39 protein-coding genes are annotated in these 22,577 nt (G+C 34.3%); all 39 read left to right on the top strand.

Annotation, left to right across the window (positions count from 1 at the left end; translation table 11 throughout):
- Nucleotides 1-17 precede the first annotated feature (17 nt).
- The 39 genes from E2583_RS04470 (at nucleotide 18) to E2583_RS04285 (ending at nucleotide 21,529) form a co-directional block, all read left to right on the top strand.
- Complete coding sequence (locus E2583_RS04470) at nucleotides 18-548, top strand: hypothetical protein (protein WP_291593510.1); 531 nt, start codon at nucleotides 18-20, stop codon at nucleotides 546-548.
- Nucleotides 549-1,035: 487 nt separating this feature from the next.
- Nucleotides 1,036-1,452 carry a hypothetical protein gene (locus E2583_RS04465; protein ID WP_291593509.1) on the top strand — a complete coding sequence of 139 codons (417 nt, stop codon included), beginning with the start codon at nucleotides 1,036-1,038 and terminating at the stop codon, nucleotides 1,450-1,452.
- 27 nt (nucleotides 1,453-1,479) lie between these two features.
- Nucleotides 1,480-1,971, top strand: a complete 492-nt coding sequence (locus E2583_RS04460) for a hypothetical protein (RefSeq protein ID WP_291593508.1) — start codon at nucleotides 1,480-1,482, stop codon at nucleotides 1,969-1,971.
- Between the two features lie 333 nt (nucleotides 1,972-2,304).
- Nucleotides 2,305-2,880 (top strand): hypothetical protein, encoded by a 576-nt coding sequence (locus tag E2583_RS04455; RefSeq protein ID WP_291593507.1) that lies wholly within the window; start codon nucleotides 2,305-2,307, stop codon nucleotides 2,878-2,880.
- A 36-nt stretch (nucleotides 2,881-2,916) separates the two neighbouring features.
- Entirely contained in the window at nucleotides 2,917-3,141 is a 225-nt protein-coding gene (locus tag E2583_RS04450; protein WP_291593506.1) for a hypothetical protein, read from the top strand.
- Nucleotides 3,142-3,151: 10 nt separating this feature from the next.
- Nucleotides 3,152-3,415, top strand: coding sequence for a hypothetical protein (locus tag E2583_RS04445; protein WP_291593505.1), 264 nt, complete (start codon nucleotides 3,152-3,154; stop codon nucleotides 3,413-3,415).
- Nucleotides 3,412-4,149: a phosphoribosyltransferase gene (locus E2583_RS04440; protein WP_291593504.1), complete on the top strand. Its 738-nt coding sequence runs from the start codon at nucleotides 3,412-3,414 to the stop codon at nucleotides 4,147-4,149. The genes E2583_RS04445 and E2583_RS04440 overlap by 4 nt, the downstream gene beginning before the upstream one ends.
- Complete coding sequence (locus tag E2583_RS04435; protein ID WP_291593503.1) at nucleotides 4,136-4,372, top strand: hypothetical protein; 237 nt, start codon at nucleotides 4,136-4,138, stop codon at nucleotides 4,370-4,372. The genes E2583_RS04440 and E2583_RS04435 overlap by 14 nt, the downstream gene beginning before the upstream one ends.
- Before the next feature lie 157 nt (nucleotides 4,373-4,529).
- Nucleotides 4,530-4,832, top strand: a complete 303-nt coding sequence (locus E2583_RS04430; protein WP_291593502.1) for a hypothetical protein — start codon at nucleotides 4,530-4,532, stop codon at nucleotides 4,830-4,832.
- Between the two features lie 128 nt (nucleotides 4,833-4,960).
- Nucleotides 4,961-5,203: a hypothetical protein gene (locus E2583_RS04425; RefSeq protein WP_291593501.1), complete on the top strand. Its 243-nt coding sequence runs from the start codon at nucleotides 4,961-4,963 to the stop codon at nucleotides 5,201-5,203.
- A 21-nt stretch (nucleotides 5,204-5,224) separates the two neighbouring features.
- Complete coding sequence (locus E2583_RS04420) at nucleotides 5,225-5,386, top strand: hypothetical protein (protein ID WP_291593500.1); 162 nt, start codon at nucleotides 5,225-5,227, stop codon at nucleotides 5,384-5,386.
- The gene (locus E2583_RS24645; protein WP_367158581.1) at nucleotides 5,341-5,613 is read left to right on the top strand and encodes a Lar family restriction alleviation protein; all 273 of its coding nucleotides are present in this window, start codon (nucleotides 5,341-5,343) and stop codon (nucleotides 5,611-5,613) included. Before E2583_RS04420 ends, E2583_RS24645 begins: the two co-directional genes overlap by 46 nt.
- 27 nt (nucleotides 5,614-5,640) lie before the next feature.
- Nucleotides 5,641-6,213 (top strand): hypothetical protein, encoded by a 573-nt coding sequence (locus E2583_RS04415; protein WP_291593499.1) that lies wholly within the window; start codon nucleotides 5,641-5,643, stop codon nucleotides 6,211-6,213.
- Between the two features lie 445 nt (nucleotides 6,214-6,658).
- Nucleotides 6,659-7,204 carry a hypothetical protein gene (locus E2583_RS04410; RefSeq protein ID WP_291593498.1) on the top strand — a complete coding sequence of 182 codons (546 nt, stop codon included), beginning with the start codon at nucleotides 6,659-6,661 and terminating at the stop codon, nucleotides 7,202-7,204.
- A 302-nt stretch (nucleotides 7,205-7,506) separates the two neighbouring features.
- Nucleotides 7,507-8,169, top strand: coding sequence for a hypothetical protein (locus E2583_RS04405; protein ID WP_291593497.1), 663 nt, complete (start codon nucleotides 7,507-7,509; stop codon nucleotides 8,167-8,169).
- Between the two features lie 351 nt (nucleotides 8,170-8,520).
- Nucleotides 8,521-9,693 (top strand): hypothetical protein, encoded by a 1,173-nt coding sequence (locus E2583_RS04400; protein ID WP_291593496.1) that lies wholly within the window; start codon nucleotides 8,521-8,523, stop codon nucleotides 9,691-9,693.
- 215 nt (nucleotides 9,694-9,908) lie between these two features.
- On the top strand, nucleotides 9,909-10,403 hold the full coding sequence (locus E2583_RS04395) for a hypothetical protein (protein ID WP_291593495.1): 495 nt from the start codon (nucleotides 9,909-9,911) through the stop codon (nucleotides 10,401-10,403).
- Nucleotides 10,400-10,627 (top strand): hypothetical protein, encoded by a 228-nt coding sequence (locus tag E2583_RS04390; RefSeq protein ID WP_291593494.1) that lies wholly within the window; start codon nucleotides 10,400-10,402, stop codon nucleotides 10,625-10,627. The genes E2583_RS04395 and E2583_RS04390 overlap by 4 nt, the downstream gene beginning before the upstream one ends.
- Nucleotides 10,624-10,965: a hypothetical protein gene (locus E2583_RS04385; protein ID WP_291593492.1), complete on the top strand. Its 342-nt coding sequence runs from the start codon at nucleotides 10,624-10,626 to the stop codon at nucleotides 10,963-10,965. Before E2583_RS04390 ends, E2583_RS04385 begins: the two co-directional genes overlap by 4 nt.
- A 308-nt stretch (nucleotides 10,966-11,273) precedes the next feature.
- Nucleotides 11,274-11,708 (top strand): hypothetical protein, encoded by a 435-nt coding sequence (locus E2583_RS04380; protein WP_291593491.1) that lies wholly within the window; start codon nucleotides 11,274-11,276, stop codon nucleotides 11,706-11,708.
- A 163-nt stretch (nucleotides 11,709-11,871) separates the two neighbouring features.
- Nucleotides 11,872-12,414 carry a hypothetical protein gene (locus E2583_RS04375; protein ID WP_291593489.1) on the top strand — a complete coding sequence of 181 codons (543 nt, stop codon included), beginning with the start codon at nucleotides 11,872-11,874 and terminating at the stop codon, nucleotides 12,412-12,414.
- Between the two features lie 19 nt (nucleotides 12,415-12,433).
- Nucleotides 12,434-12,943, top strand: a complete 510-nt coding sequence (locus tag E2583_RS04370) for a hypothetical protein (protein WP_291593487.1) — start codon at nucleotides 12,434-12,436, stop codon at nucleotides 12,941-12,943.
- Between the two features lie 97 nt (nucleotides 12,944-13,040).
- Complete coding sequence (locus tag E2583_RS04365) at nucleotides 13,041-13,691, top strand: hypothetical protein (RefSeq protein ID WP_291593485.1); 651 nt, start codon at nucleotides 13,041-13,043, stop codon at nucleotides 13,689-13,691.
- Between the two features lie 10 nt (nucleotides 13,692-13,701).
- Nucleotides 13,702-13,857 (top strand): hypothetical protein, encoded by a 156-nt coding sequence (locus E2583_RS04360; RefSeq protein WP_194596548.1) that lies wholly within the window; start codon nucleotides 13,702-13,704, stop codon nucleotides 13,855-13,857.
- Between the two features lie 386 nt (nucleotides 13,858-14,243).
- Nucleotides 14,244-14,846, top strand: a complete 603-nt coding sequence (locus E2583_RS04355) for a hypothetical protein (RefSeq protein ID WP_291593483.1) — start codon at nucleotides 14,244-14,246, stop codon at nucleotides 14,844-14,846.
- Between the two features lie 33 nt (nucleotides 14,847-14,879).
- Nucleotides 14,880-15,821, top strand: a complete 942-nt coding sequence (locus E2583_RS04350; RefSeq protein WP_291593481.1) for a hypothetical protein — start codon at nucleotides 14,880-14,882, stop codon at nucleotides 15,819-15,821.
- On the top strand, nucleotides 15,752-16,405 hold the full coding sequence (locus tag E2583_RS04345) for a hypothetical protein (RefSeq protein WP_291593479.1): 654 nt from the start codon (nucleotides 15,752-15,754) through the stop codon (nucleotides 16,403-16,405). Before E2583_RS04350 ends, E2583_RS04345 begins: the two co-directional genes overlap by 70 nt.
- A 17-nt stretch (nucleotides 16,406-16,422) precedes the next feature.
- Nucleotides 16,423-16,680 (top strand): hypothetical protein, encoded by a 258-nt coding sequence (locus E2583_RS04340; RefSeq protein ID WP_291593477.1) that lies wholly within the window; start codon nucleotides 16,423-16,425, stop codon nucleotides 16,678-16,680.
- A gap of 26 nt (nucleotides 16,681-16,706) precedes the next feature.
- Nucleotides 16,707-16,883 carry a hypothetical protein gene (locus tag E2583_RS04335; protein ID WP_291593475.1) on the top strand — a complete coding sequence of 59 codons (177 nt, stop codon included), beginning with the start codon at nucleotides 16,707-16,709 and terminating at the stop codon, nucleotides 16,881-16,883.
- A 227-nt stretch (nucleotides 16,884-17,110) separates the two neighbouring features.
- Nucleotides 17,111-17,332, top strand: coding sequence for a hypothetical protein (locus E2583_RS04330; RefSeq protein ID WP_194596542.1), 222 nt, complete (start codon nucleotides 17,111-17,113; stop codon nucleotides 17,330-17,332).
- Between the two features lie 24 nt (nucleotides 17,333-17,356).
- Complete coding sequence (locus E2583_RS04325) at nucleotides 17,357-17,599, top strand: hypothetical protein (RefSeq protein WP_291593472.1); 243 nt, start codon at nucleotides 17,357-17,359, stop codon at nucleotides 17,597-17,599.
- Between the two features lie 51 nt (nucleotides 17,600-17,650).
- Nucleotides 17,651-17,953 carry a hypothetical protein gene (locus E2583_RS04320; RefSeq protein ID WP_291593471.1) on the top strand — a complete coding sequence of 101 codons (303 nt, stop codon included), beginning with the start codon at nucleotides 17,651-17,653 and terminating at the stop codon, nucleotides 17,951-17,953.
- A gap of 124 nt (nucleotides 17,954-18,077) precedes the next feature.
- Nucleotides 18,078-18,272: a hypothetical protein gene (locus E2583_RS04315; RefSeq protein ID WP_291593469.1), complete on the top strand. Its 195-nt coding sequence runs from the start codon at nucleotides 18,078-18,080 to the stop codon at nucleotides 18,270-18,272.
- A 123-nt stretch (nucleotides 18,273-18,395) separates the two neighbouring features.
- Nucleotides 18,396-19,169, top strand: coding sequence for a single-stranded DNA-binding protein (locus E2583_RS04310; RefSeq protein ID WP_291593467.1), 774 nt, complete (start codon nucleotides 18,396-18,398; stop codon nucleotides 19,167-19,169).
- A gap of 422 nt (nucleotides 19,170-19,591) precedes the next feature.
- A complete protein-coding gene (locus E2583_RS04305; protein WP_291593465.1) occupies nucleotides 19,592-20,056 on the top strand; it encodes a hypothetical protein in 465 nt (154 codons plus the stop codon).
- A gap of 2 nt (nucleotides 20,057-20,058) precedes the next feature.
- Nucleotides 20,059-20,349 (top strand): hypothetical protein, encoded by a 291-nt coding sequence (locus E2583_RS04300; RefSeq protein WP_291593463.1) that lies wholly within the window; start codon nucleotides 20,059-20,061, stop codon nucleotides 20,347-20,349.
- A gap of 10 nt (nucleotides 20,350-20,359) precedes the next feature.
- On the top strand, nucleotides 20,360-20,671 hold the full coding sequence (locus tag E2583_RS04295; protein ID WP_291593462.1) for a hypothetical protein: 312 nt from the start codon (nucleotides 20,360-20,362) through the stop codon (nucleotides 20,669-20,671).
- Between the two features lie 4 nt (nucleotides 20,672-20,675).
- Nucleotides 20,676-21,122 (top strand): hypothetical protein, encoded by a 447-nt coding sequence (locus tag E2583_RS04290; RefSeq protein ID WP_291593460.1) that lies wholly within the window; start codon nucleotides 20,676-20,678, stop codon nucleotides 21,120-21,122.
- A complete protein-coding gene (locus E2583_RS04285; protein ID WP_291593458.1) occupies nucleotides 21,119-21,529 on the top strand; it encodes a hypothetical protein in 411 nt (136 codons plus the stop codon). The genes E2583_RS04290 and E2583_RS04285 overlap by 4 nt, the downstream gene beginning before the upstream one ends.
- Nucleotides 21,530-22,577 lie beyond the last annotated feature (1,048 nt).

Here is a 22,577-nt window from a genome sequence, read left to right as displayed (position 1 = left end):
CAAATAGAGTAATTTAAATGCAATTAAATCAAATTTATTCTAAAGGCGTTGCTGAAATTAAACTTCTTGATTTTTTTGTTGAGGATGAGGGCTGTCCACATATTTTCTTTACTGCTCATACTCCCGTCCAGTTCTTAAAAGACCCTAAATTAATTTCAATTGATGTAATTAATATTCAGGCTAAAGTATTTATTTGTGGTGCTGATCAATTTGCAATTGATGGGTTTATTGTTGAAATTTCAGAAGAATTTAACTTTTCTGATTTTACAAAATCAATTGCAGGGGGCAACAGCACAATCAATTGTTACTTAGATGGTTTTAAAGCAAAACTTAAACTTAAACTTTTCGAAGTCGCTCAAAACAATAATTTACTAGATGAATTGGAAAGTAAGATTTTTTCGAAATGCATGGCAGGTGATATTAATATTAACGATGTACCAGTCATCAATAATGCTACCCGTGCGATCGTACTAATTGATAAAGCAATGATCGAGTTTAGAAAGTTTCTTGAGATGTCACGGCAGATTTCTTTAGTTGATCAACTTTAAATCTTGTTGATTCATTGGATATTGTTATGGCTGCAAATTGCATTCAAAACAATTTGTAGTCTTTGATGCCAACCAAATAAAATCAGCAACAAATAATTTTGGTACGCTCTCAATTAATAAGAATATATATACTTAATACAATAATTAAAGAAAAAATATAAGCGAGAGTTTTATTTTCATTACGCCGGTGCTAACGCACCTCACCTCTCTCGCATTTCCACATCATTTAGCTCATTGCCTGCATATTTCCTATTTGCTTACAGCTACACTCGTTTAGTTATCTTTAATTCTAAGCCCCCCGCGCTGACGCTTTTAAGCCATGTTGCTAACGCAACCGGCTTGAGCCTCCAAAGAAGGCATCTCGAAAATTGAAAATTTATTTACACCCGACTGCATCAATATTGTAATTATGGGTAATTTAAAAGCAAAAGTATTTTTATTTTGCGGTATATGTAGTATAATGCATTATCAACTTTGGAGAATCACCATGACTAATCAACCTACTTTAAAATCCATCTCTACAGATTTAAGCAATCGTGCAATTATCTTTATCGACTCTTTCGGGATTAATTGGCATTGTATCGACAATCTTGGTGAGGCATCTAATTTTATTCATAGTTTCAAGCGCACTCAAGAAAGTTTTCAACAACTTCAAACACAAGAATTAATTTCCGAGTTTGAAAAAATTGGTCCATTAAATACTAATGATGAAATGGGATTCACCGCGCAGAATCGGCAGATTATTTTAGACTTTTTAATCGAAGCTAAAGAATTACAAAACAACTTCCTTAACTTAACACTGGAACCAAATTTTGTAGAAAATCTATCGAGTTTGAAAGCTCAAAGTGCGAAGTTAAATTATCTAAATGCTCGTGCGATCATCTATCACAACTGCCTAGCTTAAGCTAGGTGGTTTAACAGGGGAAAATATATGTCATCAAATACCAAGCTTATTATTACCAATCCTAATGATGCAACAGCTCCTTTGTGGTTTGGTGAAATCTGGAAACATGTTCGCACCGCTCTAAAAAATATTGGTGCTTATTCAGAATTGAATAAACTTGAAAAACCATATTTAAGTGATCGTTTGGAGGTTTCTTTTGCTGAATCTGGTTTTTACAGTAGCTATCCAATTGTTGTAACGGGGATTAATCCTGCAAACTTTGAAGTTACTGAAAATCGTAAATTATCTATCATGCAAGCACCAAATACAGGCTACTCATTTTTCCCTAAAGATGAAAATTATGTATATTTCAGCTTGGATGTAGGTGGGGTTGCTAATTTTGTTTTGCTTAGTATTGCTAAGGTACTTGTCGATACTGGCTATAATGCATTCTACTGCGAACAAGACGATGTTGATGAGGGCTATGTGCCTCTGACTTCTGAATACTTTCAAAGTAATTTGGAACCATCCCATAGTTAATAGAGTGATTTATTTTTCGAAAGAGGGCTATATCCATGTCTTTTGTCAAAGCTAATGCAAAATTGGTCGCAGATACACTTGAACATACCTGTAACAATCTTAGAGATGTACTCGAAGAACTGGATATGGACCCTGCTCTTGCAGAGGATACTAACTTTTGCTGTGAATTAGATCATCACATCTTGTTCTGTACTGAATGCTTTTACTGGTTTCTACCCTCCCTTATCATTGGATCGCCGGTGAACGGCGAAGATATATGCGAAAGTTGCTCAGAGGAACTATCTGAGTAAATCTGAGATTAAAAAATAATATTATGGTTATGGGAAAGATTTAATGAAAGCGTTCCGAATTTACAAAACTAAAGATGAGTTCATTTCTAATAAGGCTAATTATATTGAAATCCAAGGACAAATAGATTTTCAAAAAGCTTGCTTTAAAGCACATGATGGTAATGAATACCGTTTAAATTTAAGCAAATTCGCCGTCAATGATCCGCTTGCTGATTTAGATTTATCAAAACCAAGTAGTAAAGTTTGTTGGTTAGTACCTCAAGATAGTCATAAATGGCAGTTAGGTTATCATCAAAATGATAGTAATAGCCCTATTTATGTTTACAGAGAAAATGATAAGTTGTACGGACTATCTAAAGGTCAAATCATTGTTGTAGAAAATATCATCTTTGATAACTCCAAACGCACGTACCAAAGATGCACAAAATACATTCAAAATAATGGCATTCAAATTTTGAATAATTGTTTTGTCTGGGAGACACAAAAATCTTTTTTCCATCAGGTAAATGGTAAGAAAGTTAAATTTAGCAAAATGAATGATCCTCAGGACTCTTTACCAGTCGCATTCATTGATGATCAAAACAGTGAAGAAATATTAGGCTATATATTTATGGCTTAATATTAGAACTTCAAATTTTTTGTATTGGAGTAAATCATGCAAAAAAAATCACAAATATTGTTGGGGATATTAGTTGCTATCCCAACCATTCTATTTTTTACTATATATGCTCTAAAAGCTGCAAAACTCGGTCCAAGTGGATTTACAGAATATCTGCATACAACTGAATCTATGCAATATGCATTATTTTATTTCGTTTCAGTATTATGTGCTTATTTCATTGCAAAACTTATCCCATTTGAATCCAAACCTACTGACTAAAGGATAAAAAATGGCTTTGGTTTTAAGAGTCCAACGATCTGGCAATCAATGGTCATCAAAACTTGATGTAGAAAAAATAGCTTTAAGCTCATTCAAGTTTCAAGGTTATGATAATTTTTCTAATATTCCAGACTATAAGCCTCAGCGTTTTTTACGATGTATTTCTTGTGGATTCGATGAATTCTCTGAACTTCACGTAAATTCATTAGTCTGCGTTCAATGTGACCAAAAAATCTCAATAACGCCTTTAAGTATGCAGGAAAGCAAAGAATGAGCTTCATAAGAACACCTTGGGATGGCTTTCCCAAAGTGAAAGTGCTTTACCCACTTGGTACATTAAAAAAAGCATCCGAAGAATTATATATCGATGCTAAAAGTGGAGATATGGAAGCTGCATTTAAACTGCTTTATAAAAATGTCTTAAAAGAAAAAGATGTATATGAACTTGGTGTACGTCTTTTCAAAGACAAACCCATTTTAGTACCAGTGATAGCAAAAGAACGCCTTGGTAATAATCGAATTCCCTTAGCTTATGCCAATATTTTAAGCGGCTATCTAGGATTTGAATTCAATGACGATATTGTTCAATCCGTAAAAGCAAATCATACAGATGCCGGAGCATACGAAAGAATTGTAAGACAACCGCTATTTGAAGGTCAGGTCCAAGAGGGGCGAAATTATGTTATCCTTGATGATACGGTATCAATGGGCGGAACATTAGCTGCTCTGAAAGGCTATATCGAGAACAATGGTGGTAAAGTTGTTTTAGCAACTACATTAACCGGTTTCTCGGTACCAGAGATCGACCTTGTTCCTTTGAAAAAAACCCTTGATTATGTGATGAAAAAACATCCGCAACTTGCTGAGTGGTGGCTATATGAGTTCAACTTTCCAATCGAATACCTCACCCAAGGCGAACTTGGACACTTCAAAAAACCCGCAAGCCTTGACGAGATCAGAAATCGACTCATTGAGGCAGGATTCCAAAGCCGCAATGAAAATAGCTAGTGCTTTAACTGCGCAAAATATTAAACCACTTACATTTGAACCCATAGACATAGAAAATGCATTTGCAAAAGCCCAAGTAGTTAATGGTTTTGGCATCGTAATTTATGGCGGTTCAGCTAAGAATACAAGGTTGAGTTTTATTGATGGTGTTGACACAATTATCGAACAGATTAACGGAACAATTGTTGCCTCCAGTAAGCGCAGAACCAAAAAAGCCGGCTAATGCTAGCATTAAAAAATCAGCAATATTAAATTGCTGATTTTTTTATTCTAATGTTTATCAAAGATTTTCCTCAGAAGCACTTGCCACAGCATCGTCAGTTATGTTTACTTTAATTCGTTCATGAATTGGTCATGAATATCGATTAGGAAAACATACTATGAACCCCAAAACCCCAAAAGGCAGCAAAACAAGCGAGCCTACCCCGACCCCTACATCAAAACCAGAAGCTAAAAATGATCCGTGGTATAGCAAGGTGGTTGCCAAAACCGGAAACGTTGTAAGCGGAGGAGCTGCTCTCTTAGTGAGAACAAGTGCGATGGGTGGTATGCAAGCAATTGTCACCAAAGTTGCTACAGCAGCAGTAGAGGAAGCAAATCAAGCAGCTAAAACAGCTTATGTTTCAACTCAAGGCGATGTCATCGGGTTTCCTAATGAAAAACGCCGTAAAAAACGTGGTTAATCAATATGGGACGGGAGGCAATGGATTGCCCTCACCCGTCCCGACTGAAATAAATTAAAAATAAATAATTTTTTAATATTATTTTTTTGTGGTATATTTAATAAATAGTTTTTTGTGAATTTGCCACCATGAGTCATTTAGATTTAGTAGAACAAACCTTAAAAAATTTCGACTCTGAACAGTTGAATCAAATTTATATAGATTTAACCTTAAATCAAATTGATCAAGAAGAATTAACACTTAAAACCCATATCACTGAATGCAGCGAAAATTGGTTAATGTCATCTTTTGGCATGACATCAGACTGTCGCAGTCCAAATTCTATTGAAGATATGATGGGTTATATCAAGACAAACCTTGAACTTGTCTAAACAAAGAAAGGATAATTTCGTATGCATAATTATCAAGTTGGCGATAAAGTATTTTTTCCAGTCCACACCACTGATAGTGAAGTTGAGTGGTGCGAAGGCAAAATCCAAAACTATCGGCAAGATATAAAAAATTTGACGTGGGTGGTACTCGTCATTGGGGATGGTTCCGCCGTGAAGAATTGAAACCTTATGACCTGCAACCCTGCCCTTTTTGTGGTTCAAACCAAACCAATATCAACACAAGTAAAAACTGGACCGGCATGAGACACGTTATTATAAGTGTCTCTATAATCCACCATTGCGATGGTGATCCACTTTCTTCCCGTTTGGAAATCAAAGCCAAGACTCTGATTGATGCCATTAATAAATGGAATACACGGACACCTCAGTTAAAAAATGAAACTGTATAAGTAGTTTAAAAATCTGGTGAAATCGATATGGACCACAATTTTCAAATTAGATTGATTGATGTAACAAAAAAAAATTTCGTCATGGGCAGTAAAGCGGGTGATGAAGTACTGAATCATTTAAGAAGTTCGGTCAATGGTCCTGTTAATGCCCTTGAAATCTCACTTGAGAACATGACTGCTTTCGATGCCTGCTTTGTCCGAAATGGTATTGCAGCCTTCGCTAAACTCAATAGCAAACAGATTGGTACCATAATTACCAATGTTGAGAATGTTGATGTACTTGAAAATCTGCTTTATGGCTTCCATGCAAAGCAAATGCCGCTTTTGATAAAAAATAATGATGGGACCGGATCAATTTATGGCGACCTGAGTTCTGGGGGAAAGGAAGTTTTATCATTCGTTTATTCTAAGAAGCAAACAACCACCAGTGAGTTATCACATTTTCTTGATATATCATCACCTAATGCAAGTTCAAAGTTAAAAAAATTGTTCAATCAAGGGTATATTCATGCTTACAAACAGGATGCAATCTCTGGAGGTATCGAGTATGTCTATACCCCCTTTTTTAAGTGTACAGCTCTTGAATGTTGCAACATATAAAATTCAGATTAGTCCTCTTTAGTTCTTATACTCTGTCTTAAATGTTAAATATTTTGTCAATATTAATGCTAATATTGACAATTAAAAAATTGGAGTTTCATTATGCCAGATAATAAAAAAGATGATTGGAAAACCGATGAGAATTTCAATCCAGTTTTCACCAAAAACGAAACCAAATTTATAGCTTTATTCTTTTTAAGCCTTTCAATTCTGCTAGGTGTGCTTTATTTTATTTTTTTCCTAAAGCCCTTTTCATTATGGATTTCGAATACTTTCACAGCAACCTTAACCACATCCGACTTATACACTCATTACAGTAACAACCCTAGTTTATTTTGGCTAACTATGATCATAGGCGTTTTTATGACTCTATTAATTTTTTCTTTATTTTCAAAATAGCATAAAGATTAAAAAATCAATTCAAACTGAGTGAAAGGAAATTATCATGAGCAGTTCATGTGCCGTTCAAGGTGTGGTTAAATTAAAAAGAGAGTTTCTCGATGAAATTCACGATATTTACCAAATACAAGATAAAGATTTTGATTTTAATAACAATAAATCCATACGTTATCTTTTTGGTATAAATATTAATGATTATATTCAGACACATTTTTCGGAAAAGGCAGCAAACGGTTCTTTTGATGAAGTAGATTTTGAAACTGGTTATTTAACTTTTGTCTCTGGGTTTTCGTCTTATGATCTTGAGGAATTTATCAGCAAAGTTAATGCAATAAGCGATCACTTAATTCTATATATTATTTATGAAAACCCTGTTCAACTCCATAATGAAAAAGTAGTAATTAAAAATTTAAATGAATTGAATCAATATCTACATAAATTCAATGATCAAAATTTCATTGAATCCGAGATTCCATTTAATGAGTTTAATAAAAATGGAACGTATTTATATATAGAAAAACATGATTATGATTCATCTTTTGGCTTTGGGAATACAATTGAATATTTATGGGAACTTCAAGAAAATCTTTAATTTTTTTTGCAGCCTCTCAATTTGAGAGGCTATTTTATTCATTTATACTTATATGAACATAATAGGTGGCTGATTCATTATCGTCCCGCTCGCTTGCGCTCTAAATACTGTCTGCTAACGCAGCCACCATGAAATCAACTAAAGAAACAATTTTTATTCTTTATATTTACATTTCAAATACTTGTTTTTTATAGTTTTATTATGATTTAAAAGCGACAAATAATGTCGCAAAACAAAATAAAAGTATTATTTTTATGCGGTATATATTGTAAAATACTCTTATCAACTTTGGAGTAATACACATGTCAGAAATTGCATTTGCAGCTAGCATAAATAATTTAAATTTCAGCCTTATTTATGATCATCATTGCAATAGCCCGCGTGAAGATAATGATTCAAATATTGCTCATTTCTATACTACAAGAAATAGCCGCTCGGGACAAATCGATAACATCGATGAATCAATCACTCTCCTACACGATTTATGTCGTCAATTAAGCATTGATGACTATGACGATATGGAACAATTCGAATTAATTGATGCCCTAAAAAAAGCAGACCCCGAGGCACAATACATCCAAATTGAACCACTATATAAATACGAACACTCGGGGATTGTGTATTCAACAAGTCCTTTTTCTTGCCCATGGGATTCAGGGCAGATCGGTTATATCTTTACAACTTTAAAAGATTTTCAAAACATTGGTTGTGAGTGGAATTCAGACAAAGCCAAGGAATACATCCTTGGTGAAGTTGAACTTTACAATAATTATATTTCAGGGGAATGCTTTGGATTCAAAATTGAAGAAATTTCGACATGCGGCAGTTGCAGCTCTGAACACCATGAAGAAATTGAAGCATGTTGGGGATACATCGGCGAGCGTAACGAAATTATCAAAATGATTGCAGCAGACTATCTTGATCCCTACCCAACCCTTAAAGAAAAAGTGTTGGAGAGCATCTAATGTCAACAACATCCCTAGCGAATGACTACCCAAGCATATATTTCACGGCGTTATGGCTTCAAATATTCAACAAAGAGCTAATCTTAGAAAGAATGGACTTGGTTGAAGAATATATCAATGAATCATACAGACGGTTTATAGCAAGCTCATTCAATGATTATTCAATTTCAGAACTCGATTCAATCAGCAATTTTTTATCAAACGAGAACCATGAAGCTCTTTGCTATCGCTTTATTGATGTATAAATAACTCATTGTAAGCTTAGTAAGAAAGCTAAGCTTACATTTTTTAGTATTTTTATTTTGCGGTATATATTATAATAACAAATATTCTTTTTTTGGATTATTTGCAATGGAAAACAAAACGTTTGAGGAAAATATCTTAAAACACCTATTCGACCCGAGCATTAAAGATAAAATTGCAACTCATCTTCAACCAGTAAAAATTCATAACGATGATCATCACTTGATTGGTTTTGGTGAGATTTTGGAAGTCGAGTCCATCAACATAGATGAAATCTCTTTCGGCAATAAATTAATTGAAATATCAAATCAAATTGAACATGCAATAAACATAACTAAAGAAAATATATCATTCAGTCAGATTCATAAGCATCTATCAACAGAATTTAAAAAAGCAGTTACAGAAATAAACTCATCCCACAATTTATCTGAATTATTAAATATTGGAAATTTTCTTAGTCGAGAGTTTGATTCTTTAACTTCATGGTCGGCAGAAATAAAAAATAATATTACAATTTTAAAATCAGCAATCCCAAAGTTAAAGACAATTATTGACTCAAATGCAAATTCTAATGATCCTAGAGTTCAGACACGAGTGAATATGCTTCAACAGTTTTATACTTTTCAGCAATTAAGGATTAAAACTATTGAAAGTAATCTTGAAGTTAGTAAATCAACTTTGACGAATTGTTCAAATTTTATTGCATTCACATTACCCAATTTGAGCTATACATTGCAAACCACACTTTACAATACCGACCTAAAGAATACTTTATTAAATTACGAAGATTTAAGAAAAAAAGAAGAAGATTTGATGTGGAAGAAAAATATCTTAAATTCGTGCCTAGCTACTTTAGTTCTAGGATTTTCTATATCAATTTTCCTTTACGCTTTATTTAGTTTGACTGGAAATTATAAAATGGTAACTGGTAGTTTCGGTTGGATTGGAACATTAGGTGCGCTTTTCAGCTTTTCTAATTTTCTAAGAACACGTCAATCTGAAATTGGAGACATATTTTTTTCATTTTTTATTGTGAGTATTTTTCTTGGAGGAGCTATTATATCCTTTTTAGATGCTACCTTTTATGACCTTTTAATTGTTCAGAATCTATCAATCTCAATCAGTATGGGTTCAATATTATTCTTAGGAGCCTTTTTTTTAATTTTCTATATATTTAATAAAAATATAAAACCTTGCCTAGAGCTATTTACTAAATGCGAACCTCTTGTTGAAAAGCTGTCCCTAATGGAAAAGCAGTATGAAAAAAATAGAGGTAAATAACCTCTTATTTCCCGACCGCTTACGCTTATAACGTCTGCTAACGCATTCGTTATAAGTTATCGGAATTCAGGGGATGCCGAGATTAAACCCAACAACGCTAATGCTGAATCTTCAAAAGTTATAATCCAAAAATAAAAACAAATATTAACAATACAGTATTATATATATGCGGTATATGTTGTATAATTATAAAATCAACTTTGGAGAATAATCTCATGCCTTTGCGTAGTGAACTTACTATCATTTCAAGTAACCTATCCACCGAACTCAATTTTGGTACTGCATTTCATGATTGCTTAACTGCTTTTCAAACGAGCGGCGCATATTCTGACTTAAGCCTGAACGGTGAAAAATTCCTATCCACTAGCATTAAGATAGAGTTTTGCAAAGCTGTTAAAGGTACTTTTTTTGGTTATTATCCCGTTTTTGTCCCAACGTATGTAAAAGACAATGATTATGCACAGCGCACACCATTCTTTCATTTCTCGAACTTGGCTGAGGAAAATCTGAACAATGCCGGCACAGCTCTAACGATCATGTTAGACAAGGATGAACATGCTCAAATCTTTTTGTTTACTATTGCAATATGCTTAATTCAGAAAGGCTACCGTGTGTTCTTCACACCTGATAATACTAATAGCAATGGACGCATTGAATTAACAAAAGAAACAGTCGCTAAGCATGTAAACCATGAAGGACCAAAACAATGATGAAATGCAATCCGATCACTGGCTTTACAACCTTTTCATGCATTATGTGTGAAGATAGCGATTCAACTTGTACAGACTGCTCCAAGGAACTCAGCGTATTCAATACCGGTTTCAAAGCAGGTAAAAACAATGAACCTTCAAATAGCGAGGCTTATGAAGGACAATACCGGACAATTTACCAAGAAGGTTTTAAACAAGGCTCTGAAAAGGGTTTTGTATCATGACAACCATTTCTTGTTTTTTAAAAAATTGCCATAGCTATTATGTTGATTCTATTGATGGGAAATCTATTGAATATCTAACAGAAGAAGATAAGTCAAATTTCATGGATACTGAGAACAGCATCCTTAAGTTGCAGCCCGACTGTGATGTTGTTTTCCATTTCACTACCGCAGCAGAAAATTGCAATTTTACTTTCAATCCGGATATGCCCATAACCTTTTCGAATCATACTGGTTATGTTCTTGTGTCCGATATATATGGCATTGAGCGACAACTAAAGTTTGTGATGAATTTAAGATTAACAGCTCAAGTCTTTGAAAAAATCTGCACTATCACATAGGCATCAATTAGTACTTTCTGAATATATTTACCGCAGTCATGATTATTGCATTCGCAATGGTTGTGACTGCCGCCCTCGCTTGCGCTTTGGTACCGTGTTGCTAACGCAACCGGTTTAGCCTTCAAAGAAGGTATCTATTAAAATTTTTATATAATTACATACCTGACACTTAATTAATTGCTAAAAGCCTAAAAGCCCACGACACATCTTAACGCCAATAATTATATATATATTAATCACTTATTTAGTTTTTGTTATAATAATTACTCAACTTTGGTGAACTATTTTAAATCCTTGGAGGTTTTTCTATGCCAACTCTTAAGTTTACTGAAACATACTTAAGTTCAAGCATTCTTATTATCCCAACCGAGAAACTGGATAACCTTGAAAGTATTTTCTCAGCCTACTGGAATTTGCCAGACTTTAATGACCAGACAATGACTATCGATCAACCAGACGAAAATGGTAATAGGAGATTTCCTACTCTAAGTTTTGTGGGTATTGAACAAATACACGATGGCACGCTTTATCCTCATGATGAATCTAATGATCCTCTCGATCTCTCCGATGCTTTAGCGAGCATTGTTGAGCATGGGACCGAGTTTAAATTGCAATATGTACAACTTGACGGCGCAGGGCTTCAATACACATCATACTATTGCAACGCTGAGGGAGTTATAACGCAATTTAGCGATGACTCCCTTATGTTCGATGGAAAGTATCTCCCTAATAAAAGGGCTTAAGGTATCAAATTAATCTTTCGTAAATTTATGTATTTGAAGTTGTTATCCGAGGCAACTTCAAATGCTAATATTGTGTTTTTGCGGTATACTTTACAGTAAATGAAGCCGAATAATTTACATTACGGTTTTAGTACCTTGAGACACATATAGATAGGGTCAAAGTATGCTTTTCCAGACGATTCAAATTGATGTAAAAAAAGTTCGGTTCGATGCAGACATCAATTGCACCATTTACGCTCTGGCAAGAAATCAACAAGCACCTTTTGCCAATGTTGAGATCCAAGTGAATGAGAAAATCAGTCCCGATATAGAACTAATCGCACCAGTATCTCAAGAGCTTTTGGGCTTGAATATCCTACCCTTTGATCTCCATGCTGATAGAGGATACGCGAACTTTAGCAAAGAATTGCTAAAAGGCTTTCTTTGTGGACACCATCGTAAAGTAGAGGAGTTCACAGTGTATGTTTCACAACAGGGTTTAGATTTTGGGCATAGCGGCACTGAAAGCCTAATAGAGCGGAATTTCCGAAAGGGTGATCAAGTCATTATGTTTGGCAGCCACGAGGCTACTTTACCCGAATATTCAGACAAAATTTGGACATGCTTAAACGATAGCTTTAAAGATAAAGCAGGCATGGAATGCGTTCATCTGGATGGCTTTTCAGGCGCATATTTCTGCAAGTATTTAACTCTGGTTAAACATTAAATTTTTGAGTGGAATGAATATGAGTTACGGTAAAGGTCCAGATAACAACCATATAAGATTTAACTTCCTACAAAGACTTTATGTTCTCCCCTTTATTGCGATCGTACTTATTATTCTCTTTATATTTATTTATAAGGGGAAAAAATTTAACGAAAGTATGACGGATATGGATATTGCCCAATACACAATGTCATTGGGTTCCGAGAATGACTGTTATTTCGATAATGTAACTGTTTTAAAAGAAGCTGATGGCACAACCAAAGGAATTGTTGTCAAAGACAGTGATTATAACGTTGAAGCTTCACCTTTTATTGATCCTAATACAAAATCAATCATAGGCTACAAAGTGAGCAGACCACAAATAATGTACTGTACGATTGGACGATTTAATTACAAATCACCTATCGTTACTTTGGACCGTATTCTCTCGGAACAGGCACCCACCACAGTTGAACAAAAAACTTCTAAGTTTAATAAAGAATGGAGCTATAAGAGGATAGATAAACTTGGAAATTATTTAAGAAAATAAGACTAAAAAGCTGCCAATAAAAGCAGCTTTTTTAATAAATAATATTCTATTTTTGCGGTATAAAATGTATAATGTAAGCTCAACTTTGGAGCCTACTATGAATACTATACCAATAGTAATCCCATTCAATTATCAGAATGAATTACGTTATGCGAACTCCCTAAAAAAGCAGGATTTAAATTCAGCTAAAAAAATCTATAGACAAGCATTTGCCAAAAACAACTCTTTTAAAGAAATTTCAGAAATACTTAATAGCATCAATATCTCAAAACTCAGCGTTTCATTAACACATGTTGTTCTCACCCATTCTGATGGAAAGAAACTTGTAGAAACGTTTCTGCACGGGTTTATTGGCTTAATGAATACACCTATTCATGTCGATAAAAGAAATCAGTCTATGGTTGATTTTATAGCCATGCTGAATTCAAATTGGGACAAAGCGGATCATTTGAAACTTGAAACTCAAAACTTCCAAAATAAAGGTCCTATTGAAGCAGCAGAAATAAAAAAATTAGAACATTTATTAATACTGTTTACTGAATTCAGCTCATTAGAAGATGCAAGCTCTCTCTTTGCGACTTACCTATTTAAAGCCCATCCAACCATTCAACAGCAAATTGTCCGTGCTTTTAGGAATTCCATGCTCGAGGTAGTTACCACGGATAAAAAAGGAATCGATGGTGAGCTATTTGCTTTAGCAAACAGAGTTGCCATTTGTGGTCAAAATATTTCTTTCCCATATATTTAAGGTGCTAAAAATGTCCAATGATCCTATTGTGAAATTGACAAATGTAGACCCATTTTATTTAGCGGCTCTGGATCGCTTCACAAGCAAGCGCAAAGAACTTTTAGACAACACTCCTAAAAATCTCGAAGAAGCCAACCTTAATCAAGCTCAGATTAAATCTGACTAAATATAAAATCTCAATAAGTGGCTGTGTTTACTTTCCTGATCCAGCCACCCATTCTTGTTTCTAATCTGCCACCTTCTATCAAGCTTCAATAAGTAAGTGCATTCACATCACAGATAATACATTTAGTTTGCTTTTGCCCTTAATTACAGCCTCGCCCCCCGCGCTAACGCTTCGGTACCGTGTTGCTGACGCAACCGGTTTAGCCTTCAAAGAGAAGGCATCTCGCATAATGATTGCATTATCAACGACCGCCATTTTTCTACAGTTAACTTTAAAAGCTAATATCGAATAAAACTTTAAGCCAAATTTACAAAAAATATTAAAAGTATTGTTATTTTGCGGTATATATATAGTATAATGTATTTATCAACTTTGGAGTGTTCAACATGTCAGCATCAATGGTCCTACCCTTTCATCTCGCCGTGGTAATTCAATACTCTCTGATTCATAGAGACGTTCAAAATGGTGGAGAAGAAAAATCCTTAGCCTCTTATTTTTTTAAAGCTATGGAATTAAAAATCAAGGCTCAATACTTACCGGACCACACCAAGATTATTGATGATAAGAACATTTCAGCATTCGATAAATCGCTATATATAGATTTAGAACTGAATGATTTTTTCGATGTGGACCTATATCAAAAGAACAATTTTGGCTTCTTGGCACGCTTGCTCTGTACATCCAATTTTCAGGCTTTAGAAGATAGATACGGTCTTGAATATGTCAAAGAAATGAATCTGGAGTTGATCACTCAAATTGTGATTGATAAACGGAAACAAGCCTATAAGACAGCAAAAGAGCTTTCATTCCTACAATTTATTAAGCTAGTCGATTGCATCATTTATCAATGTTCAGAGATGCACAACTACTCTAATTCCTTGTGTAAATTATTACTTGATTCATTGATTTACAATATAATTCGAATTCAACCTGAATATTCAAAAATGCTTTGGGACCTGAATGAACAAGATGAAGCCTTAACAATTTAATGGATGCTATTTGAATAATTTTGGAGCTTAAAAATGTTGAACTTTTTTCAAAGAATTATAGATGCAGAAAATTTAGCTAAACACGGTGTATTCAATCCTGATGAGGTGATCATTGTTCAAGAATCACCTCAAGTAAGTCCTGAAAGCCTAGTAATTAACACGAACGGCGAAGATTATGAATTGACTTCGGAAAAGTTTGCGGCTGCTATCAAAAAACTCCGCAATCACTACATTTTTCCAGAAATCTATGAATTACCATTCATTGAATATGTTGATCCAAAAATCAAATTTCGATCTATTTCACCAGTAGACGTTGATCTTGTTAGTGGTCCAAAGGAGCAGCAAATTAACTTCCTGCCGAGTGAAGAAAATTATTATGATTCAGAAACGGGTCATCTTTTCTTCTTCAACAATAAAATAAAGTGCGATGAGCAACTACAAAATCATTTCGCAAGTGGAAGAAAAATAGCCATTAAAATTGACTCCGACCAAAATTTAGTTTGGTTAACAACCCATGAATATGACGCTTTGTCGAAATGGGAGGAATGTCTTTCAAGATTTGAGCGTAAAATTTCATTAATTGATGAAATCATGAAAAAGGCTGATCAAATAGAAACTGAAAATATTCGTGAATCTGGCATTTTTAAGCACTTGCCATTTGATGTTGTAGGCGCAGTCAAGATCAATCTATCTGGACTTTCAGCAAGAAGTGATGGATCGGGTTTTAAGCGCAACACAGTGAAACACCTTCTTATACTTGAAAATCCTATGCACGAGTACAGCAATGCCGATTCTATATACCGTGGTAGTGTGTTGTGTAGTTCTCAAAAAGGACGGCACATGGGGCTAGGAGCGTCTTACGATTTTAATTATGCAGCTCAATCAATTGAAGAATCTGGCATTACATGCAAATCCTGTATAAGCAAATTAAAAACGCTACTCACAAAACACATGCCACAGGATGCATCACTTTAAGTGGTGTATCTCAAAAAGGGTATATTTTGATGAATAAACACTTATCCAACGCCGTTGAGTTCCTCCAAGCACAAGGGTTAGAAATTAACATCGGGTTAAAATCCGAGAATACGTTTTTGCCTAACATTGAGATCGTAAATGGAGCAATCCATTACGATCCCGACTGTACTTTGGTTTCTGACCTTCTTCATGAATCTGGTCATGTAATGCTTTGTCCAAAACCATTTAGGAAGCATTTGCATAATAATCTTTATAAAGGGTTTCGATATATTTTCGAAACAGTATCAATTCCACTTGATAGCCAATTACATTGGTATTTGATGGCAATGGACGACCATGGTGTGACAGCTTGGGCATGGGCTGTTGGTAAACATTTAGGTATACCAGACCATGAGATCATAAAAGATGATCAATATGGTGGCGAAGGAGCCAGTATTCGTACTTGCTTACAGCTTAATTCATACATTGGCATTAATGGTTTATGCCACGCTAAATATTGCGATATGCCTAATACCTCACGTTACAAAGAAAATGCTATAGTTTTTCCAAATATGAAAAAATGGTCTCCGAGTTATGTTGAATAAAAATTCAGGAGTTGAAAATGCCTTTAAATGAAGATGATGTTACCGATCAATCCCCATGGATTCCCCTGTTGTCAAAAGAACCCGCAAAGGACGAGATTTTTTGGGCATGGGATAATCAGCTAGAACGTATTATTAAGGGTATGAAATGGTTTGACGGCGATATACAAGACTGGGGATCAGAAACAGACCCTTGGAGCGGTGATTTTGCATTCTGGATGCGTCCAGAAGCTGAAATAGATGCTATTGCATCACCATACTCATATAGTTGCCAGTAAATTAAAATTACACAGAGGATTAAATGATGACTCAAAAAGATAAGCATTCAAATAATCAAATTCATATCATTGATGTCGGTCTTGCTTCCAAAAGTTTGGTTGAACTAATCAAAGAAAATGCACCGGCTGAGCAGAAAGATCAAGTTGTATACATGGACCTGAATGACAAACGTCTTCCCAAAAATCCGTTTGAAAAAGATTAAATTTAAGAACATTCAAATAAGTAGCCTTTCTCAACTGCCTTGTGTCTATCACAAGGCTTTTTTAAATCGAATTCTCGATAATTATGGGAACCGATAAATCGTTCGAGGTTTTGAACTGTAAATCGATTACTCGATAGGATAATCATAATAAATTAATTATTTTATAAATCAAGTATTGTGTTTTTGCGGTATATAAATATAATATAAGCAAGACATAGGAGCATATCATGACCCCGTTAGTAAATATTCCAGAAGGCTTTAAAGTTGTACCAAATGAGTTATCAGATGAACAAGCTGAAATCATTGCGAATAGGGAAATAGATCACAGTTTAAAGGTAATCAATCGTTCTCGCTCTGAATACTCAATAGGTCAGCTTAATGATTGGGTACGATCTCGCAAGATTGAAGCAAAGAAGCGTTATGCAGCAGCTCTTGAGCTGTTAAACTAAATATATGCAAGAAGGTGTACTTACATGAATAAAGGTTTAATTTTATTAGTTGTTATAGTTATTGTTGGGGCAGGTTTGGCAACAACAGTAACGCTTCAAGGAAAAGAAAGTAGAGCAAATGCTATTAAAGTACTGAAAGCTCAGAATTGTAAAATGACTGAATTTATTGCTGCTCCCTCGATTATTGATAACGATCAATATAAATACGTGTGTGACAATAAAACATATACTTTGAATACTGATTTTTCAGAAGAATTAAAAAAATAGGCTAAAACTTCCTAACAGTTTTTCCCACTCATTTAGCTAGAGAATCAAGCAATGCCAGAAAAGCTCATTACATCTAAAATTTTAGCTGAGATCACCGATAACCCTGCATTTGAGCTGATCTTCACTGAATGTGTAGCAGACCCATCATTCATGGAAACATTTAATCGGCTTACAGGATCAAATATTAACTTTCAAGCAAAGCCCAAGGATGCAATCAGTTTTTTGATTGATCAAGCCACGGGTTTTGACGGAATAATCGTTAAACCAGAAGAAATGGAAAAATTGGTTTATCTTATTTTTCGGTCAGTTTATCTCCCCTCTCAAGAACTCTTTGTTTCGTCTTTAGGAAAATAAGCTAATGTATAAATTATGCAAGAAATTCAACATAAAGTTGGTATTATAAAATATTTATCCAGTGTAAAAGCAGACCAATCAGTTGCTTTTGGTTCATCAAAAATATTAGAAAAAGGGTTTCAATATGTCTACTAAATTACCTCAATCAAATGATATTGAAGATGATATTGCAGAATTTTATTTTTCTTTAGTTGAACAAAGCGCCAAAGATCATCAGGATTTTATGAATCTTCTAAAGCAAGTATCTGATCATGTAGGTAAAGGACCCCAAGCGGATAAAGCTCTTAATACGTTTTTTGAAGATTTCAGAAGTAGATGAATATAATTTACACTTAATAACATTTTATAGTATTGTATTTTTGCGGTATATTTAGTATATTAACTATACAGCAGGATGAACTTGCTTTACACAACTTGGGCTTTGCAGATAGAGGAAATTGCCATGCAAACAATCAATATTTCAAACGTACTCGGTCATATCGGTAGCGATCCACAACATACTCAGCTACCTAATGGCACTTTAAAAACTGTTGTTTCTATCGCTACCAACATCGGTACCGGTGATCGTCAAAAGGTTCAATGGCACACCGCTTTATTCTGGGGAAAAACTGCGGAAGTCGCAGCAAAACTAAAAAAAGGTGATGCTTTATTTGTTTCTGGTTATGTTGATTATCGTAAATGGAATGATAAAGAAACTGGTCAGCCTCGTGAAAAAACTGAAATTCATGTTCAGCATTTCAGTAAAGTTGAAAATCCAATGCAAACAATCAACCAAATCAATATTCTAGGAAATATTGGTGCTGATGCGTTGTTTAAACAGTTTGGCGATAATGCAAAGACTACCATTTCAGTTGCGACCAATATCGGTTCCGGTGATCGTCAAAAAGCTCAATGGCATACAGTTATTTTCTGGGGTAAAGCTGCGGAAGTAACAGCAAAACTCAAGAAAGGCGATGCTCTATTTGTTAATGGCTATATTGAGACTCGCAAGTGGACTGATGCGAATAGTGGTCAAAATCGTGAAAAGACAGAAATTCATGCACAACAATTCAGTATTATTTCTGGACAAGTTGGACAGATTTCTAACCACAATATTGAGCCATCTCAACAACAAGTTGGATATGGGAATATCCAAGAAAATAATTATTCACATAATGGTTATGATAAAAACCCAAATGATTTTGATCAAGATAGTTCGATGCCATTACCTTACTAATTTGGCTTAAGCCTGCAATCCTGAATACGAAGCCTCTAGCAGTTTGCTAGAGGCTTCTTTTATTTAGACAAGAATATTGAGCCTGTCATCAATATGCAATCCAAATCGGCTCCCCGATTGTTTGAAAGATGACTTACATCCTGATGGCATAAATCTTTAAATCGGCTTCCCGATGAAACATGCTTACTTAAATTTACAACTAAGAATTAGCAGCCCCGCGCTTACGCTTAACGCCGTATGCTCTCGCAACCGGCTTTGTAATCAAAAATATAGCTGAAATTTTATTAACTGAATATAGGAAAAATTTAATATTAATAACATATTGCAATAATTTAAAAGCAATAATAAACATAATAGTATTATGTTTTTGCGGTATATAATGTATAATTTAACCAAGTAAAAATAATGCGTTAGAGGTTTATATGGTTTCCGAAGTTTTAAAAAATAAGGTTATTGGACTCATAAGTGAGACCACTAAAGAGATGGGAATCAAATTATATGCAACCGCCAAGATACATAATTATTTAGTGTTAAAGGTTAATATTCAATCCTGTAGTATTGACCTAAAAACAAATCTCATCGAAACAGTAAAATCAACATTAGACAAGGGCGGTCTAATAGGCACACATAAAGAATATTTAGAAGAAGTGTTAAAATGCGCCATCTTGCATAAAGATGTACCAAGTCATGTGCATTGTAATGTACATCATTTAAAAAAACTTTTTTCTGGTGAGGCGTTGGAACTTTTAGAAAAAATTCATGCGAATGTGCGCTGTGATTATTATTCTGATAGTGATATAGGACGAGACTATATAGACGTAGGCTATTATTACGATCTAACAATAGGTAATAATAAAACTGGCTTCCGAGTCATACAAAAGGTTTAAAAATGAATCGAACATACTTTAGTGTTTTTTTGAACCTTTCAGATGGTGAATCTAGCCTTTCTCTCCCCTATGCAATAGCAATCGATTGTATTGATCAACCCAACCCGAAAGAATTAGAAGAAAGCATACTGAAAAAAATCGCTTCGGAGCAGGATTTTTCTTTTAATGGTGATTACTATGAATCTATTGGCTTCTGTAGCGTAAAAATCAATAGGATAGAAGAAATAGACTTAAATAGTTTCGATATTATTAAAAATGTTTTCCCTAATTTTGTATTTTATTTTGAACTTTAAGGTGATGCAGATGACCCAACCAGAATTAAAAGTTAAAACAAAAATATGGTTTGCACCGACTGATCTATCGAGGGGCGAACAGATGGAACTGTCAATCGATAAAATTGGCAAGAAATTTATCTATGCTAATGGTTTCAAATTTGAAAGGTTCACCAATGGCTATGCTATTGGCTTTAAGATGGAGTCACCAGAAGGCTTTATTTACCCATCAAAAGAGGTCTATGAGGATAAAATTGCTTGGGATATGCTGATTTCAGGGCATACTTATGTCAGTATACCCGTGCGTAGTGCAATTTTAAGACTGTTAAGGGAACAGGAGTAATATTTTGGATTTTTTACAATCACTTCTGAACATAGTCTTAGACTATTTTTTATTTGGTATTATTTTTGGTTTCATCATTTTTGTATGCAGAACAGTGTTGTTATTGTTTTGCAGAAAATATAAAGGTGAGAATACTTTTTTCGCGTACATAACTCATCTATTTCTTAGTTTTTATATTTTTCAGGTCAATAAATTAGAGTTACAAGTATTAGTATATACCCCAAAAATTGATGGAAAAAAAGTAACTGTTCAAGATGCTATTGCTGACCTTTCTATCAATTATGTTGATCCATTAATAATCGAGCAGGATCATTATTTGAGCAGTACTATTTTCAACAAGCATTCTCATTTACTTTTTTATAAAATTGATGATTTAACTGTAAAAGGTTTTTTTCATGATTTAAAAAGCAGAAAAGTATATACAGCTAAAATTAAGGAATTAGATGAATGATAGCTATTTCAATAAACTTAATTGGATTCTTTTCTGCAATTTATGGTATATACGTTGGTTATCTAATTTCATATCGAATATACGGCTACATAAGACTGACCATTAGAAAGCCTCAAGATAGAATAAAAAAACGTTTAGACTCTGTTCTAGGTGTTAATGAAATGCTATTGGAGAGATATAACTTAGGTATTGCCCATTTACATGAAAGTATTCCTTTATTTGAAAATAAATATTCAGTAAATGATTCAAATAAAATATGTGATTTTTTCTACAAAGTTGAAGAATTGGGCATCCAGTATATTTACCTAAAACCCAAAGAAGATTCTCAGATTCTTTACGATGCCGTTTGCATTGGTGAAAGAAAAGTAGTTAAAAGTCATGTCTTTTTAGAAGAATATAAGCCGTAAAAAGAACAAGCAAATACTCCACTAACGTGGAGTTTTTTTATTATAATTTTATTGTGATTGCGCCGGTGCTTACGCACCTAATTCCTAAATATTTGGTACCTGATTAGTCTCTCTCCTAACTATTCCCTATTTGCTTACAGTTACACTCGTTTTTTTAAATTTATTAAGCTTAAAATTTAAATTGGCTTTCCGATATTTAATGCAAGAAAATTTAAATCTTAGCTTTGATAAGAATATGCGATAAATCGATTACTCGATACAACATCAAAAAAAAAGATACAGATTCAGCTTGGGTACTTTAAATCGGCTTCCCGATAATGAGCCAACTGTACTAAAATTGACGACTAAGAACTATAAATCGAATACACGATAAACACACTACATTATGTCCCCACAAATCTGGACGACCCTCTTTAAATCGTTTACACGATAAAAAGACTTTTAAGCAAACGCTCAATCAGGGCGGTACTACAAATCGCTTACACGATATGGAACCAAATCTGTCGTTTCCATGTACACAATTCATAACTATAAATCGTTTTCACGATAGGGAACAATTAGTTTACTTTCCATCTGGGGTTTCTGCTCTACAAATCGTTTACACGATTAGAAAAGGCAGAGCTATCAAATATAATACTGCAAATCGTCTAAACGATATGGAACAGATTCCGTGTCCCAACGTTGGGACTCTTTAATCTACAAATCGCTTACACGATAAGGAATGTTTAATTAAATGCTGCCGCCTCTGCTTTGACACTTCAAATCGTCTACACGATAAGTAACCCTCATTATGTCCCAACAAAACTAGACGATCCTCTTTAAATCGTTTACACGATATGAAACTATTTACTGATGTATTGCTCGGCTGTTGCTGAACTACAAATCGTCTACACGATAAAGAATACCGTTGACCAGACATGGTACGGGAAGTGGTACCTACAAATCGACTACACGATATGGAACTGAATGATCAAACTATTCTTATCATTACTATGAACTACAAATCGACTACTCGATATGGAACAGAAGTCGCATAACTTCATTTTAT

Source organism: Comamonas sp., assembly GCF_009360615.1.
Lineage (GTDB): Bacteria > Pseudomonadota > Gammaproteobacteria > Burkholderiales > Burkholderiaceae_C > Comamonas.
This window is presented reverse-complemented; position numbering and strand designations above follow the sequence as displayed.